Source organism: Pseudomonas triclosanedens, assembly GCF_026686735.1.
Classification (GTDB): Bacteria; Pseudomonadota; Gammaproteobacteria; order Pseudomonadales; family Pseudomonadaceae; genus Pseudomonas; species Pseudomonas triclosanedens.
In genome coordinates, this window is the sequence record NZ_CP113432.1 from 4,862,975 (window position 1) to 4,878,631 (window position 15,657).

The 15,657-nt window shown below is 62.5% G+C and carries 11 protein-coding genes and 1 pseudogene; 11 read left to right on the plus strand and 1 reads right to left on the minus strand.

Annotated elements, in window-relative coordinates; all coding sequences use genetic code 11:
* Positions 1 to 131: 131 nt before the first annotated feature.
* Positions 132 to 1,523 (minus strand): PhoH family protein, encoded by a 1,392-nt coding sequence (locus tag OU419_RS22510; protein ID WP_254470539.1) that lies wholly within the window; start codon positions 1,521 to 1,523, stop codon positions 132 to 134.
* A gap of 449 nt (positions 1,524 to 1,972) precedes the next feature.
* Here OU419_RS22510 and OU419_RS29075 point away from each other — a divergent pair.
* The 11 genes and pseudogenes from OU419_RS29075 to algK all read left to right on the plus strand — a co-directional run.
* A pseudogene (locus OU419_RS29075) lies at positions 1,973 to 4,012 on the plus strand (type VI secretion system Vgr family protein); the annotation flags it as partial.
* Between the two features lie 372 nt (positions 4,013 to 4,384).
* Positions 4,385 to 5,536 carry a phospholipase effector Tle1 domain-containing protein gene (locus tag OU419_RS29080; protein ID WP_408004965.1) on the plus strand — a complete coding sequence of 384 codons (1,152 nt, stop codon included), beginning with the start codon at positions 4,385 to 4,387 and terminating at the stop codon, positions 5,534 to 5,536.
* A complete protein-coding gene (locus tag OU419_RS22520; protein WP_254470537.1) occupies positions 5,533 to 6,165 on the plus strand; it encodes a DUF2931 family protein in 633 nt (210 codons plus the stop codon). Before OU419_RS29080 ends, OU419_RS22520 begins: the two co-directional genes overlap by 4 nt.
* 11 nt (positions 6,166 to 6,176) lie before the next feature.
* Entirely contained in the window at positions 6,177 to 6,809 is a 633-nt protein-coding gene (locus OU419_RS22525; protein ID WP_254470536.1) for a DUF2931 family protein, read from the plus strand.
* Between the two features lie 11 nt (positions 6,810 to 6,820).
* Positions 6,821 to 7,459 (plus strand): DUF2931 family protein, encoded by a 639-nt coding sequence (locus OU419_RS22530; protein WP_254470535.1) that lies wholly within the window; start codon positions 6,821 to 6,823, stop codon positions 7,457 to 7,459.
* A gap of 11 nt (positions 7,460 to 7,470) precedes the next feature.
* Positions 7,471 to 8,106, plus strand: a complete 636-nt coding sequence (locus OU419_RS22535) for a DUF2931 family protein (RefSeq protein ID WP_254470534.1) — start codon at positions 7,471 to 7,473, stop codon at positions 8,104 to 8,106.
* 100 nt (positions 8,107 to 8,206) lie between these two features.
* Entirely contained in the window at positions 8,207 to 8,986 is a 780-nt protein-coding gene (yaaA, locus tag OU419_RS22540; RefSeq protein ID WP_254470533.1) for a peroxide stress protein YaaA, read from the plus strand.
* Between the two features lie 957 nt (positions 8,987 to 9,943).
* Positions 9,944 to 11,254, plus strand: a complete 1,311-nt coding sequence (gene algD / locus OU419_RS22545) for a GDP-mannose 6-dehydrogenase (protein WP_254470532.1) — start codon at positions 9,944 to 9,946, stop codon at positions 11,252 to 11,254.
* A 213-nt stretch (positions 11,255 to 11,467) separates the two neighbouring features.
* A complete protein-coding gene (alg8, locus tag OU419_RS22550) occupies positions 11,468 to 12,949 on the plus strand; it encodes a mannuronan synthase (RefSeq protein ID WP_254470531.1) in 1,482 nt (493 codons plus the stop codon).
* A gap of 36 nt (positions 12,950 to 12,985) precedes the next feature.
* Complete coding sequence (locus OU419_RS22555) at positions 12,986 to 14,155, plus strand: PilZ domain-containing protein (RefSeq protein WP_254470530.1); 1,170 nt, start codon at positions 12,986 to 12,988, stop codon at positions 14,153 to 14,155.
* A gap of 13 nt (positions 14,156 to 14,168) precedes the next feature.
* Positions 14,169 to 15,566 carry an alginate biosynthesis TPR repeat lipoprotein AlgK gene (gene algK, locus OU419_RS22560; RefSeq protein ID WP_254470529.1) on the plus strand — a complete coding sequence of 466 codons (1,398 nt, stop codon included), beginning with the start codon at positions 14,169 to 14,171 and terminating at the stop codon, positions 15,564 to 15,566.
* Positions 15,567 to 15,657: the final 91 nt, after the last annotated feature.

The following is a 15,657-nucleotide window of genomic DNA, read 5'->3' on the forward strand; positions in this document are numbered from 1 at the left end:
GACGGCGCGTTGGAGGAAGGATTGTATACAAAAAGAGGTATACAGGTCGGGAAAGAAAAGGCCCGCCGGGCAGCGGGCCTTTTGCACATTCCACTCGGCTCGCCACGCGTGCCTGGCGAGCCGATCCCGGTTTACAGATGCGCCTCGGCGAACTCCGCCAGCACCGAGCGCGGCACCCCTTGCAGGGTCACGTGCACGCCGTGGGGGAAGTCCTTGAAGCGCTCGGTCAGGTAGGTCAGGCCGGAACTGGTGGCCGACAGGTACGGCGTGTCGATCTGCGCCAGGTTGCCCAGGCACACCACCTTCGAACCGCTGCCCGCACGGGTGATGATGGTCTTCATCTGGTGCGGGGTAAGGTTCTGGCACTCGTCGATGAGGATCAGGCTCTGCTGGAAGCTGCGGCCGCGAATGTAATTCAGCGATTTGAACTGCAACGGCACCTTGCTGAGGATGTAGTCGACGCTGCCGTGGGTACATTCGTCGTCCGAATGCAGCGCCTCCAGGTTGTCGGTGATCGCGCCGAGCCAAGGCTCCATCTTTTCCGCCTCGGTGCCGGGAAGGAAGCCGATGTCCTCGTCCAGCCCCTGCACGCTGCGGGTAGCGATGATGCGGCGGTAGCGCTTGTTCACCATCGTCTGTTCGATGGCCGCGGCCAGGGCCAGGATGGTCTTGCCCGAACCCGCGGCGCCGGACAGGTTGACCAGGTGGATATCCGGGTCGAGCAGCGCATACAGCGCCAGCGCCTGGTAGACATCGCGCGGACGCAGGCCCCAGGCCTCCTGGTGCAGCAGCGGCTCCTGGTGCAGGTCGAGGATCAGCAGCTCGTCCTGCTGGATGCCCTTGATCCAGCCAACGAACCCCTGCTCGTCGACGATGAACTCGTTGATGTGAACCGCCGGCAGGTTGTCGGTCAGTTGCACCCGATGCCAGGTGCGGCCGTGATCCTGGCGGGTTTCCACCTTGCTCACGCGATCCCAGAAGGACCCGGAGAGCGAGTGGTAGCCGCGCGACAACAGGTTGACGTCATCGACCAACTGGTCGGTGTGGTAGTCCTCGGCGAATATCCCGCAGGCACGCGCCTTCAGGCGCATGTTGATGTCCTTGGTCACCAGCACCACGCGCATCGCGCTATGACGGCTCTTCAGCTCCACCAGCTGATTGATGATCTTGTTGTCGTTGAGGTGTTCGGGAAGCCAGGTGATCGGCTCGGCGCGCTTGCTCATCAGGATCGACAGGCTGCCGCACGGGCCGCTCTTGCCGCGCTGGATGGGAACGCCATCCTCCACTTGCTCGGGTGTGGCTTCGCCCAGCACCGAATCGATCAGACGAATCGCCTGGCGGCACTCCGCAGCCACTGTGTGCTTGCCGGTCTTGAGCTTGTCCAGCTCCTCCAGCACCGTCATCGGGATCGCGACGTGGTGCTCCTGGAAATTCAGCAAGGCGTTGGGATCGTGGATCAGGACGTTGGTGTCGAGGACGTACAGGGTGGGCTGAGTGGGGCTGGAGCGTCCGTGGTCATCCATACGCGGGTCACCTCTTATGGGAGCGTTACGACGGAATGCCGGAACAGCGCTCCGCCGTGCGGTGAGCCACCTGCTCTCGATGCCGGGGCTCGAGAGGTCTGCAAGCAAGGGACGGGCCGGGGCCGCCACCTGTCTGCAGGGTTCGGCGGTCTACGACTCCAGAAATACAGGAAAAAACATGACGATAAAAAGTCTTTTTCCTTCTCAAGAACCTTTTTTTCGTCCTACGACGAAATACCTTGGCGAGGGCTTCATGGAGGGCTAATTTTAGGAGTCCCACCTCCCGTCTCCCCTACCCCTCCCCCGGCCTGCGGGAACGACGCCTGTGCCGGGAAGCATCCCGCCCGCATCCTGCGATTAGTCCTACCGGTGTTTCAGGCGCCGCCTAATGGGGCATTTCCTGCCGAGCTGTTGCGATCTGCGTTCCTTCCTCACAGGGACACCAGCAGATGCACGGAGCAGCCAACCAACCGCATATCACCCTGGAAATACCCGGCCTTGCCAATGACTTCCAGGTGCTTGCCTTCGAAGGCATCGAAGCTCTCAACCAGCCGTTCCGCTTCGATATCCAGCTCGTCAGCGAGCGCGCCGACCTCGATCTGGACGCGCTGCTGCACCAGAGCGCCCTCCTGCGCTTCGGCCCCGACGGGCGCAACGTGCACGGCCTGCTCGGGCGGGTGGAACAAGGCGATAGCGGCAAGCGCCTGACCCACTACCGCGTGCAACTGGTACCACGGCTGGCCTACCTGCGCCACCGCCACGACCAGCGCATCTTCCAGCAGCTCAGCGTGCCGCAAATCATCAGCCAGGTACTCGCCGGCCACGGCATCCTCGCCGACACCCATCGCTTCCAGCTCTCCCGGCCCTGCCCGGTACGTGAATACTGCTCCCAGTACGACGAGAGCGACCTGCACTTCATCCAGCGTCTTTGTAAAGAAGAGGCGCTCAGCTATCACTTCCAGCACCGCAGCGACGCCCACGTGCTGGTGTTCGGCGACGACCAGAGCGTCTTCCCGGGGCTCGGCCAGCAGCGCTATCGCCAGGACAGCGGGCTCGCCGCCGAACACGCCGTGGTCCGTGCCTTCGATGTGCGCCTGGAAACCCGCAGCAGCGCAGCCGCCTTGCGCGACTATCACTTCGAAAAAACCGGCGTGCTCATGGAGTCCGGCGTCAACGGCGGCGCCAGGCCGGCACTGGAGCACTACAGCTATCCCGGCCGATTCACCGACCGCGAGCGTGGCCGCAAGCTGGCGCGCAACACCCTGGAGCGCCTGCGCAGCGACTACGAACTGGCCGAAGGCCGCAGCGACGCCAGCCTCAGCAGCGGCTACCTGCTGCCGCTATCGGGGCACCCGGTTCCGGGCTGCAACGACCTCTGGCTGCTGCGCACCGTGTTGCACCAGGGGCGCCAGCCACAGGTGCTGGAAGAACACGGCGAGTCCGACGGCACTCCTCCCACACCCTGGCTCGACGACACCGACAATCCCCTCGACTGGCACCTGCCGTTGCGCCTGAGCGACGCGCGCTGGAACGGTGAGGCCATGCGCCAGGGCTATCGCAACCGCTTCCTCGCCACGCGCTGGGACACCCCGTACCGCCCGCCGCTCGAACATCCCAAACCCAGGGTGCTTGGCAGCCAGAGCGCCGTGGTCACAGGGCCGGCCGGCGAGGAAATCCACTGCGACAGGCATGGCCGGGTGAAGGTGCAGTTCTTCTGGGACCGCCACGGCCAGGCCGACGCCCGCACCAGTTGCTGGCTGCGCGTCGCCAGCGGCTGGGCCGGCAACGCCTACGGCGGCATCGCCATCCCGCGCGTGGGCATGGAAGTGCTGGTGGACTTCTTCGAAGGCGACCCGGACCAGCCGCTGGTCACAGGTTGCCTCTACCACTCGGAAAACCGGGTGCCCTACGCGCTGCCAGCCAACAAGACCCGCAGCGTGTTCAAGACCAACAGCTACCCCGGCGGCAATGGCTACAACGAACTGCGCATCGAAGACCGCAAGGGCCAGGAGCAGATATTCCTCCACGCCCAGCGCGACTGGGACGAGAACATCGAGCACGACCAGCGCATCCGTATCGGCCACCAACGCCACGACACCGTGGAGTCGAACACCTACAGCGAATTCAAGGCCGAGGAACACCGCACCACCCATGCCGACCGCAAGACCGAGCTGCGCGCCGACGACCACCTGACCGTCGCCCACAACCAGCACGTGAAGATCGGCACCGGCCAGTTCGTCGAAACCGGGAACGAAATCCACTACCACGCCGGCGACAAGGTGGTGATCGACGCCGGCATGGAGATCACCGCCAAGGGCGGCGGTAGCTGGATCAGGCTCGACGCCTGCGGCGTCATCCTCAACGGCGCCACGGTGAAAATGAACAGCGGCGGCAAGCCGGGCAAGGGCAGCGGCCTGCGCATCCTGGCCCCGCTGCTCCCCGGCGCTACCGCTGGCGCGCTCCCCGGCGCGCCACTGCTCAAAGCGCGGGCGGCGCAGCCGCTGGAAGAGGAGGAAGAGGAAGAAGAACTGCAGGAAGCGGAACAGGAACAGGAACAGGAACAGGAACAGGAACAGGGCATCGTCCTGCGCATCGGCGTGTTCTTCGACGGCACCGGCAACAACGCCGCCAACTCCGCACTCACCGCCGCCTGCATGCGCACCGACAGCGAACAGTTCGACACCGCCACCCTGAGCAGCATCGTCGAACACTGCGGCCAGTACGGCTTCAAGGACCTCGACGCCAGCGGCGTATTCAGCAGCACGCCGAACAACAGCTACGGCAATGCGGAGAGCAATGTGGCGTTGCTGCATGAGCTGTACGCCGACGACTCAATCGTCGCAATGCAGCCTGGTGCGGAAATGGGGTACGTGAAGCTGTATCTGGAAGGTATCGGTACGACCAGTGGAGAAGAGGACTCCACGGTCTCGCAGGGGACTGGTACAGGGGCTACTGGGGTGGTGAGCCGAGTTAGGCAGTCACCAGCGGTGCTACTGGAACAACTAGATGCCTTTAATGGCACTAATCCAAACAGCCGAATTCAAGCAATCGAGTTCGACATCTTCGGCTTCAGCCGGGGAGCAGCCGCTGCCCGGCACTTTGCCAATGAAGTCCTGAAACCCGATGGCGGTGTGCTGGACGGACTGTTTGTTGGCGGGCAGAACGGTGTCGTTGAAGGTTTCGACTGGTCCGCCCACACCAGGATCAACTTCATCGGCCTCTTCGATACCGTGGCGGCCATTGTCGACCCACTGCGGGGCGACATGAGCCCGGCCAACGAGCTAAACCCCGGCGTCAACCTCTACCTGCCCGCCGGCTGCGCCCGCAAGGTCATCCAGTTCCACGCCCGTGATGAACAGCGCCTGTTCTTCGCCCTCAACAGCGTAGCCCCGCAACACCAGGAAATCGGCCTGCCCGGCGTGCACTCCGATATCGGTGGCGGCTACCCCCCACAAATGACCGAAAAGCTGCTGCTGACCAGGCCCCAGTGCGTCGTCGTCACCCGCAACAGGCCACTGGAGAGCACGGCCATCTGGCGCCAGGCCGAAGCCGATGCCTGGGCCCTGGAACGCCAGGGCCTGCCGGGCAAAGGCGTAATGCGCCCGACCTACTGGGAAGCGGCCCAACCCCGGAAAGGCCGGGACGGGCATGACAGCGAGCAGTTGCTGGTCAGCGTGGCGATTCAGCGCACCGTCTATGGCGACCTGGCCAAGGTGGCGCTGCGCGCCATGCATGAAGTGTCACTGAAAAATGACGTGCCGCTCGACGAGCTCAGCGATACAGATCGCCGCTTTCAGATACCCGAAGACTTAAAGTCCATCGCCGAAAAAATCCTTGCCGACGCCCGAAACGGCTCGAGTCCCCTGACCCACGAGGATTACCGGTTCCTGCGCAGCCGCTATATCCACCTGTCCGCCAACTGGACCCCCACTTCCGGCCTGATGCTGGGCAAGCCTGCACCAAAGAGCCGCCTCAAATTCGACAACAAACCTCAGGAAGGATACCCGGAATGAAAAGTCTGCTGATCGGCCTGCTGGCACTGACGCTGGTTGGCTGCTCTACCGCTCAGAGCCGCACGAAGCTGCCCTATAACAACTGGTACATCGGCCTTGGAGCGCCACGATACATGGAGGTCTGGGTGGAGAGCATCGATGTCGTCGACCTGAGGCTACTGGCCTTCGAGCACGTGCATGGAGGCGTTGCCAGCTACTCCAACAAGACGGAAGGATGGAATTTCAAAGGGCCGGGAGCTTCGAAACCCATGTCCGGCATCGACCTCCCGGAAATCATCTTCGTGCGCTGGCAATCCCTGGTGGAACCCCAGGCCTACAACGTGCGCATCGATATTCCCCAGTGGGTTCGCGATGAAATGGTCAGGCCCCAGAGAGCCTACTGCCCATGGCGGCAGGAGTGGAGGGACGACTATCGCAAAACCATCACCATCGGCATGGCCCCCGGAGGAATTGCGAAGGTCTGGCTGGGTGGGCCGTGCCTGGGGCTCAAGGAGATTGGCCGCTTCCAGGGGCAGATTGAAAAGCTCGGCCCCTATCAAGGCACCTCCGGCGGCAAGTACTACCGTCCGCTCAAGAAAGAAGCTCAGGACTATGTCGACAAACACGGCATCCCCTACGGCTCGTGGTGAGGATGCCGGAAATGAAACATCTGCTGATCTGCCTGCTGGCACTGACGCTGGTTGGCTGCTCTACCGCTCAAAGCCGCACGAAGCTGCCCTACGACTACTGGTACATCGGCCTTGGAGCGCCACGGTACATGGAGGTCTGGGTGGAGAGCATCGATGTCGTCGACCTGAGGCTACTGGCCTTCGAGCACGTGCATGGAGGCGTTGCCAGCTACTCCAACAAGACGGAAGGATGGAATTTCAAAGGGCCGGGAGCTTCGAAACCCATGTCCGGCATCGACCTCCCGGAAATCATCTTCGTGCGCTGGCAATCCCTGGTGGAACCCCAGACCTACAACGTGCGCATCGATATTCCGCAGTGGGTTCGCGATGAGATGGTCAGGCCCCAGAGAGCCTACTGCCGTTGGGGCGAGCAATGGGTTGACGACTATCGCAACTCCATCACTATCGGCATGGCCCCTGGGGGAATTGCAAAGGTCTGGCTGGGTGGGCCGTGCCTGGGGCTCAAGGAGATCGGCCGCTTCCAGGGACAGATTGAAAAGCTCGGCCCCTATCAAGGCACCTCCGGCGGCAAGTACTACCGTCCGCTCAAGAAAGAAGCTCAGGACTATGTCGACAAACACGGCATCCCCTACGGCTCGTGGTGAGGATGCCAGAAATGAAACATCTGCTGATCTGCCTGCTGGCCCTGACACTGGCTGGCTGCTCTACCGCTCAGAGCCGTACGAAGCTGCCCTATGACAGTTGGGAAATAGCTCTGGCTGCCCCGAGATACATGGAAGTCTGGGTAGAGAGCGTCGATGTCGTCGACCTGAGGCTACTGGCCTTCGAGCACGTACATGGAGGCGTCGTCGGGTACACCAGCCAACCCAGCGGCTGGAACATCCGCTGGGGGGGCGGTTCAAGAAAACCCATGTCCGGCATCGACCTCCCAGAAATCATCTTCGTGCGCTGGCAATCCCTGGTGGAACCCCAGACCTACAACGTGCGCATCGATATTCCGCAGTGGGTTCGCGATGAAATGATCAAACCCAATCAGGCCTACTGTATTGCCACCAAAAAGCAGGAAGTGGATTTCATGAAGATCATCACCATCGCTATGGCACCTGGTGGGATCGCCAAAGCCTGGGTGGGCGGCACCTGCTCACCAATCAAGGAGATTGGCCGCTTCCAGGGGCAGATTGAAAAACTCGGTCCATCACAAGGCAGGACGGACGGCAAATACGCATGGCCCGATCTTGAGCCCGGGTCCAAAGCCTATATCCAGAAACACGGCATCCCCTACGGCTCGTGGTGAGGATGCCGGAAATGAAACATCTGCTGATCTGCCTGCTGGCCCTGACGCTGGCTGGCTGCTCTACCGCTCAGAGCCGCACGAAGCTGCCGTACGACAACTGGCTTATCGGACTTGCGGCACCTGAGTACATGGAGGTGTGGGTAGAAAGCGTAGATGTTATCGATATGCGTAATCTGGGCTTCAAACGTGTACATGGCGGCGTTGTTAGTTACTCCGATAGAACTGAGGGCTGGCACGTTGTCGGATGGGGAAAGGTCAAACCTATTCCCGGCGTCGATCTCCCAGGGATCATCTTCGTGCGCTGGCAATCCCTGGTGGAACCCCAGACCTACAACGTGCGCATCGATATTCCGCAGTGGGTTCGCGATGAGATGGTCAGGCCCCAGAGAGCCTACTGCCGTTGGGGCGAGCAATGGGTTGACGACTATCGCAACTCCGTCACCATCGGCATGGCCCCCGGAGGAATTGCAAAGGTCTGGCTGGGTGGGCCGTGCCTGGGGCTCAAGGAGATTGGCCGCTTCCAGGGGCAGATTGAAAAACTCGGTCCCTCACAAGGCAGGACAGACGGCAAATATGCATGGCCCGATCTTGAGCCCGAGTCCAAAGCCTATATCCAGAAACACGGCATCCCCTACGGCTCGTGGTGAACACCAGAGAAACCCGAAGGCCCCGCCCCTATCGTTCCGATAGCTGGAGCCATCGACCGCGACTCCTTACAATCGCTGTTCGCTTCAAGGAGACCGCACGATGCTGATGGTGATTTCCCCCGCCAAGACCCTGGACTACGACACCGCACCGGTGACGGAGCGCTTCACCCTGCCCGAGCACCTGGACGATGCCCAGGAGCTGATCGGCATCCTGCGCGAGCTGACTCCGGCACAGATCGCCGAGCTGATGAGCCTGTCGGACAAGCTGGCCGGGCTGAACGCCGCGCGCTTCGGCAGTTGGCATCCGGATTTCACTCCGGCCAACGCCAAGCAGGCGCTGCTGGCGTTCAAGGGCGACGTGTACACCGGGATGCAGGCCGAGGACTTCAGCGAGGGCGACTTCGATTTTGCCCAGCGCCACTTGCGCATGCTCTCCGGCCTCTATGGCGTGCTTCGGCCGCTGGACCTGATGCAGCCGTACCGCCTGGAAATGGGCACCCGGCTGGGCAATGCCCGTGGCAAGGACCTCTACGCCTTCTGGGGCGAGCGTATCAGCGGCTGGCTGAACGATGCCCTGGCGCAACAGGGCGACGACGTGCTGCTGAACCTGGCTTCCAACGAGTACTTCGGCGCGGTGAAGCGCAAGGCGCTGAATGCACGGGTGATCGATACCGAGTTCAAGGACCTGAAGAACGGCCAGTACAAGATCATCAGCTTCTACGCCAAGAAGGCCCGCGGGATGATGGCGCGCTACGTGATCAAGGAGCGCCTGACCAACCCCGAGGGCCTGAAGGACTTCGGCTACGCGGGCTACGCCTACAGCGCCGAGCAGTCCACGGCAGACCAGTTGGTGTTCCTGCGCGACCATCCGCAAGACTGATCCCCGCACCATTGCGGGAGCCAGCCCTGGCTCCCGCTTCCGCCTGATACCAAGTCGCCTGTAAGCCATCGCCCATCAATCCGCCCCGTCGGCGGGCGTTCGGCTGTATGTTTATTGAGCAAAAAGCCCTGCCAAGACCTCACGCGAAAAAGGGGCTTTATGACCGCTCGTCCGCTTCATGGAAATTCGTGAGATTTTTTTACTTCCGCCAATCGCTGCTCCTTTCGTACCAGCCTTCCCGATTTTAGAACGCGCCTGTAATCCATTGGCCATTAACAGCCCATTGCCATGACGTGCATTTCACGATTGCAACTTGCAATGAAGAAAGCTGAACGGGAGCTGAACGAATGTCACAACGACGCTACACGGTCGTTTTTAACGAAAATTTAAATTGAACTTTCGGCGACATTGCAGATTGCACTGCGGCGGCGACGGAAGATTATTTCGTAATTTGCCATTACCGCAGTATCAAATGATGTCATTTGGATATTTCAAAACATTTCAGGCGCAGGATGAGCGGAAGGAACTAACGGCAATTTGAAAAAATCCTATTTGCGCAACGACCATCGATAAACGTGCAAACGCATCGGTGGAATGAGCCTGTTTGTTCTAAGGGTAATTACCTATTGATATTGAGAACTCACAAGCCACTGAAAAAAATGAACTTTTTGGATGAGAAGGCAATCATCTACCCAGATTGGAGCACGCCAGCGCGGGTGACGCACCAAAATTGAAATCCGCCTGAAACATAACAGGGCAAGCCTTTGAAGTTTGCCCGAAGATAGTGCTTCAAAGCCTAGCAGCATATTCCCTGCCTGACCGGAGGAAGTACGGAGGACACTTGAAAGTGCCTTCCGCGGACTCTTTCAACCTGAATAAAAGCCCTACTGGGCAACCTGAATTAAACCGCCCCAAGGGGCAACTTAAACAGCTCGACAATTGAACGAGGTGAATGCGATGCGAATCAGCATCTTTGGTCTTGGGTACGTTGGCGCAGTATGTGCCGGCTGCCTGTCCGCACGAGGTCACGAAGTCGTCGGGGTGGACGTTTCCACCACCAAGATCGATCTGATCAACAAAGGGAAATCGCCCATCGTCGAACCCGGTCTGGAGCCGTTGCTGGAGCAGGGCATCCGTTCCGGTCGCCTGTCGGGCACCACCGACTTCAAGAAGGCCGTGCTCGATACCGATGTGTCGTTCATCTGCGTCGGCACCCCGAGCAAGAAGAACGGCGACCTGGACCTGGGCTACATCGAGTCGGTCTGCCGCGAGATCGGCTACGCCATCCGCGAGAAGAAGGAACGCCACACCGTGGTGGTGCGCAGCACCGTGCTGCCGGGCACGGTGAACAACGTGGTGATTCCGATCATCGAGGACTGCTCGGGCAAGAAGGCCGGCGCCGACTTCGGCGTGGGCACCAACCCAGAGTTCCTGCGCGAATCCACCGCGATCAAGGACTACGACTTCCCGCCCATGACCGTCATCGGTGAGCTGGACGCCCAGACCGGCGACCTGCTGGAAGAGATCTACCGCGAACTGGACGCGCCGATCATCCGCAAGTCGATCGAAGTCGCCGAGATGATCAAGTACACCTGCAACGTCTGGCACGCCGCCAAGGTCACCTTCGCCAACGAGATCGGCAACATCGCCAAGGCCGTCGGCGTCGATGGCCGCGAGGTGATGGATGTGATCTGCCAGGACCGCAAGCTGAACCTGTCGCGCTACTACATGAAGCCCGGCTTCGCCTTCGGCGGCTCCTGCCTGCCCAAGGACGTACGCGCCCTCACCTACCGCGCCAGCCAACTGGACATCGAACACCCGATGCTCGGTTCGATCATGCGCAGCAACGCGCACCAGGTGCAGAAAGCCTTCGACATCATTACCGCCCACGGCAGCCGCAAGGTCGGCCTGCTCGGCCTGTCGTTCAAGTCCGGCACCGACGACCTGCGCGAAAGCCCGCTGGTGGAACTGGCCGAGATGCTGATCGGCAAGGGCTACGAGCTGCAGATCTTCGACCGCAACGTCGAGTACGCCCGCGTCCACGGGGCGAACAAGGAATACATCGAGTCGAAGATTCCCCACGTTTCCTCGCTGCTGGTTTCGGACCTGGACGCCGTCGTGAAGTCCTCTGACGTGCTGGTGCTGGGCAACGGCGATGAGCTGTTCGTCGACGTGGTGAAGAAGGCGCCCGAAGGCAAGAAGGTCGTGGACCTGATCGGCTTCATGCCGAGCGTTACCGACGATCGCGCCGAAGGCATCTGCTGGTAGCCGGGTTTCGATTGGCTGCGCGTTGGCCCGGAGACGTTGGAAAGGAACTCGGAAATGCTCATTCGCCAGCATGAATTCCGCTTCCTCGCTCCTCTCCGCCTGACCGGACTCTAGCCCGCTCAATCGACTCCATGCCTTCAGAACCCCAAAGCGCCGGTTACCGGCCCGCCCCGGCGGGTCGGTAACCAAGCCCCACCAGACGGATAGACGACGATGGAAACCTACAAACGAGTAATCGGTGAAGCCACGGGCTGGCTGCTCTTCCTCAGCCTGCTGATGGCGCTGGCGCTGCTGGTGCCGCGAACCGTGTTCGACGCCGACTCCAAGGACTTCCTGCTGCTGATCGGCGCGGTCGGCATCTGGCGTTATTCGATGGGCGGCCTGCATTTCCTGCGCGGCATGCTGTTCCTCTACGTGGTCTATCCGCACTACCGCCGCAAGGTCCGCAAGCTCGGCGAAGCGGCCGATCCGTCCCACGTGTACCTGATGGTCACCAGTTTTCGCATCGACGCGCTGACTACCTCGATGGTCTATCGCTCGGTCATCGAGGAAGCCATCGCCTGTGGCTTCCCCACCACCGTGGTGTGCTCCATCGTCGAGATGTCCGACGAGGTGCTGATCAAGCAGCAGTGGCAGAAGCTCAACCCGCCGGAGCGCGTGAAGCTCGACTTCGTGCGCATCCCCGGCACCGGCAAGCGCGATGGCCTGGCCCACGGTTTCCGCGCCATCTCCCGCCATCTGCCGGACGAACATGCAGTGGTCGCGGTGATCGACGGCGACACCGTGCTGGAGCCGGGCGTGGTGAGGAAGACCGTGCCGTGGTTCAAGCTCTTCCCCAACGTCGGCGGCCTGACCACCAACGAATTCTGCGAAGTGCAGGGCAGCTACGTGATGAGCGAGTGGCACAAGCTGCGCTTCGCCCAGCGCCACATCAACATGTGCTCGATGGCCCTGTCCAGGCGCGTGCTGACCATGACCGGGCGCATGTCGGTGTTCCGCGCCGCCGTGGTCACCGACCCGGACTTCATCAGCGACGTCGAGAGCGACCACCTGGATCACTGGCGCCTGGGCCGTTTCCAGTTCCTCACCGGCGACGACAAGTCGAGCTGGTACAGCCTGATGCGGCTGGGCTACGACACCTTCTACGTGCCCGATGCGGCGATCAACACGGTCGAGCACCCGCCGGAGAAGAGCTTCATCAAGGCCAGCCGCAAGCTGATGTTCCGCTGGTACGGCAACAACCTGCGGCAAAACTCCCGCGCCCTGGCACTCGGCCCGCAACGCCTGGGCTGGTTCACCAGCGTGGTGCTGTTCGACCAGCGCCTGTCGATGTGGACCTGCCTGCTCGGCCTGGTCGCCGCGATCATCGCCAGCATCAAGTACAGCATCGCTTTCCTGCTCATCTACCTGCTGTGGATCGGCATAACCCGCTTCGTGCTGACCATCCTGCTGTCGCTTTCGGGTCACCACATCGGGCCGGCCTATCCGCTGATCCTCTATTACAACCAGATCGTCGGTGCCCTGGTGAAGATCTACGTGTTCTTCCGCCTCGACCAGCAGTCGTGGACCCGCCAGAACACCAAGCTCGACCGCGGACTGGCCAGCTTCCAGCGCTGGTTCAACACCTGGTCATCGCGCGCCATGACCTTCTCCGCAGCCAGCGTATTCGTTGCCGTGCTGCTGACCATCGTCTGACCGACCTCCTATTAGCTACGAACAGGACTCGACCTCATGAATACCGCCGTCAATGTCAATGTCGTGCACGAATCCGAAGCCCAGCGCCAGCATGCACGGGTCAAGCTGCCCGCGCGCATCCGCTACATCGGCAACAACCGCGAAGGCGTCGATGCGCGCCTGCTGGACATCTCCGCCGGCGGCTTCGCCTATACCGCCAGCGACGCGCCGATCCAGGTCGGCGACCTGCACAAGGGCAAGCTGCTGTTCCAGATCGACAGCATCAGCTTTTCGCTGGAAGTGGACTTCCAGGTGCGCTCCTTCGACCCCGAGAGCCGCCGCGTCGGCTGCGAATTCCAGCACCTGAAGCCGCGCGAGGTCGCCGCCCTGCGCTATCTGATCACCTCGTTCCTGGCCGGTGAAGTGATCAGCGTGGGCGACATGCTCAACACCCTGCAGCGCGAGAACTTCACCAAGGCCCGCAAGCACGGCATCGGCAACGGCGGCATGGGCTTCTTCGGCCGCGTCCGCGCGGTGACCCTGAGCACCGCCATCTTCGTGGTCGGCGTCGGCGCCTTCGCGGTGATCCTCAACCAGTTGTACAACCTGTACTTCGTCACCCACGCGGACTCCGGCGTGGTCAACGTCGCCAACCAGCAGATCACCATGCCTCGCGAAGGCACCGTGGAAAGCCTGGTGGAGGCTGGCGCGGAAGTCGCCAAGGGCGCGCCTATCGCCACCTTCTCCGCCAACCTGCTGGATCTGCTCAAGGGCAACCTGACCGAGGAGCAGCTCAACCCGGGCAACATCGAGAAGCTCTTCGGCCACCAGATGAAGGGCACCCTGACCAGCCCGTGCGACTGCCGCGTGGTCGAGCAGCGCGTTGCCAACGGCCAGTTCGCCAACAAGGGCGATGTGATCTTCACCCTGACCCCGCGTGACAGCACCGCCACCGTCGAAGCGCGCTTCGCGTACCGCAACGCCGCCGAACTCTCGCCGGGCACCCTGGTGAACTTCCAGGTCGCCGGCGACAGCGAAGTCCGCGGCGGACGCATCATCCGCACCGCTCCGGTGGACGGCGACCTGGCCTCGGAAATCCGCGTGCAGATCCAGCCCGACCAACCGCTGGACAGCCAGCTCGCCGGGCGTCCCACAGAAGTCAGCATTGGCGGCCTGCCGGGCCGTACCCTGCTGAACAAGGCGATGGCCCTGGCCACCGCCCGCTGACAGGAGGCCCGTCATGAACCGACCAGCCACCCGACTTGCCCCACATCTGGCACTGGCGCTGGCCATCGCCGCAGCCTCCGGCTGCGCCGGCCTGCCCGACCAGCGCCTGGCCCAGGAAGCCCTGGAGCGTGGCGACGTCGCCACGGCCCAGGCCAACTTCCAGGCCCTGGCCACCATGGGTTACGCCGACGCACAGGTCGGACTGGCCGACATGCAGGCCGCCACCGGCGACCCCGCCGAGCAGGCCCGCGCCGAGAAGCTCTACCGCGAAGCCGCCGAGACCTCCCCGCGCGCCCGCGCCCGCCTCGGCAAGTGGCTGGCCGCCAAGCCCGGCGGCACCGACGCCGAGCACCGCGAAGCCGAGCAGTTGCTGACCCGCGCCTTCGAGGAAGGCGAAGACAGCGCGCTGGTGCCGCTGATCGTCCTCTACCTGCAATACCCGCAGGCGTGGCCGAACGTGAACCCGCAGCAACGCATCGACCAGTGGCGCGCCCAGGGCCTGCCGCAGGCGGATCTGGCGCAGATCATCCTGTACCGCACCCAGGGTACCTACGACCAGCACCTCACCGAAGTCGAGCAGGTCTGCCAGCGCTGGCTCAGCCGCATGGACGTGTGCTGGATGGAACTGGCCACCGTGTACCAGAAGCAGGGCAACACCGATAAGCAGAAGGCTCATATCGAAGCGCTCAAGGCCGGCTGGAAGGCGGGCCGCGTACCCTCCGAGCGCGTCGACTCGGTGGCCGGCGTGCTGGCCGACCCGAACATCGGCACCGCCGACCCGCAAGCCGCGCAGGCGCTGCTGACGGAGATCGCACCGAGCTATCCGGCCGCCTGGGTGAGCCTGGCCAAGCTGCAGTACGACAACCCGGACCTGGGCGACCTCGACCAGATGCTCGACTACCTGAAAAAAGCCCAGGACGCCGCACAACCACGCGCGGAACTGCTGCTGGGCCGCCTCTACTACGACGGCAAGTGGGCCCCGCAGGAACCGCAGAAGGCCGAGAAGCACCTGCTCAAGGCCGCCGCCACCGAGCCCCAGGCGCACTACTACCTCGGGCAGATCTACCGCCGCGGCTTCCTCGGCCAGGTCTACCCGCAGAAGGCCGTGGACCACCTGCTGATTGCCGCGCGCGCCGGCCAGGCCAGCGCCGACATGGCACTGGCGCAACTGTGGTCGCAGGGTCGCGGCATCCGCCCGAACCTGGTCAACGCCTACGTCTTCGGCCAGCTCGCCCAGCGCCAGCAGGTCCCCACCGCCAGCGACCTGATGGCACAGATCGAACCGCAGATCCAACCGGCCGACCGCAGTGCGGCCCAGCAGTTGCTCAAGCGCGAGGAACAGACTCGCGGCGCCAACTGGCAGGCCACCGTCAGCCTTCTGCAGAACAACCAGGAACAGGAAAACCTATGAAGCGCACCGACCCGATGACCACCCCGCTGTTCGCTCTCGTCGATGGAGTTCAGCCGCGTGCCCTGGCCTCCGCTGTCCGCCGCGCCCGCCT

Coding starts and splice junctions, on each gene's coding strand:
- alg8 (WP_254470531.1), top strand. CDS start 11,468: ATGGAAACCTACAAACGAGTAATCGGTGAAGCCACGGGCTGGCTGCTC.
- OU419_RS22555 (WP_254470530.1), top strand. CDS start 12,986: ATGAATACCGCCGTCAATGTCAATGTCGTGCACGAATCCGAAGCCCAG.
- algK (WP_254470529.1), top strand. CDS start 14,169: ATGAACCGACCAGCCACCCGACTTGCCCCACATCTGGCACTGGCGCTG.
- OU419_RS29080 (WP_408004965.1), top strand. CDS start 4,385: ATGGGGTACGTGAAGCTGTATCTGGAAGGTATCGGTACGACCAGTGGA.
- OU419_RS22510 (WP_254470539.1), bottom strand. CDS start 1,523: ATGGATGACCACGGACGCTCCAGCCCCACTCAGCCCACCCTGTACGTC.
- OU419_RS22520 (WP_254470537.1), top strand. CDS start 5,533: ATGAAAAGTCTGCTGATCGGCCTGCTGGCACTGACGCTGGTTGGCTGC.
- yaaA (WP_254470533.1), top strand. CDS start 8,207: ATGCTGATGGTGATTTCCCCCGCCAAGACCCTGGACTACGACACCGCA.
- OU419_RS22530 (WP_254470535.1), top strand. CDS start 6,821: ATGAAACATCTGCTGATCTGCCTGCTGGCCCTGACACTGGCTGGCTGC.
- OU419_RS22525 (WP_254470536.1), top strand. CDS start 6,177: ATGAAACATCTGCTGATCTGCCTGCTGGCACTGACGCTGGTTGGCTGC.
- algD (WP_254470532.1), top strand. CDS start 9,944: ATGCGAATCAGCATCTTTGGTCTTGGGTACGTTGGCGCAGTATGTGCC.
- OU419_RS22535 (WP_254470534.1), top strand. CDS start 7,471: ATGAAACATCTGCTGATCTGCCTGCTGGCCCTGACGCTGGCTGGCTGC.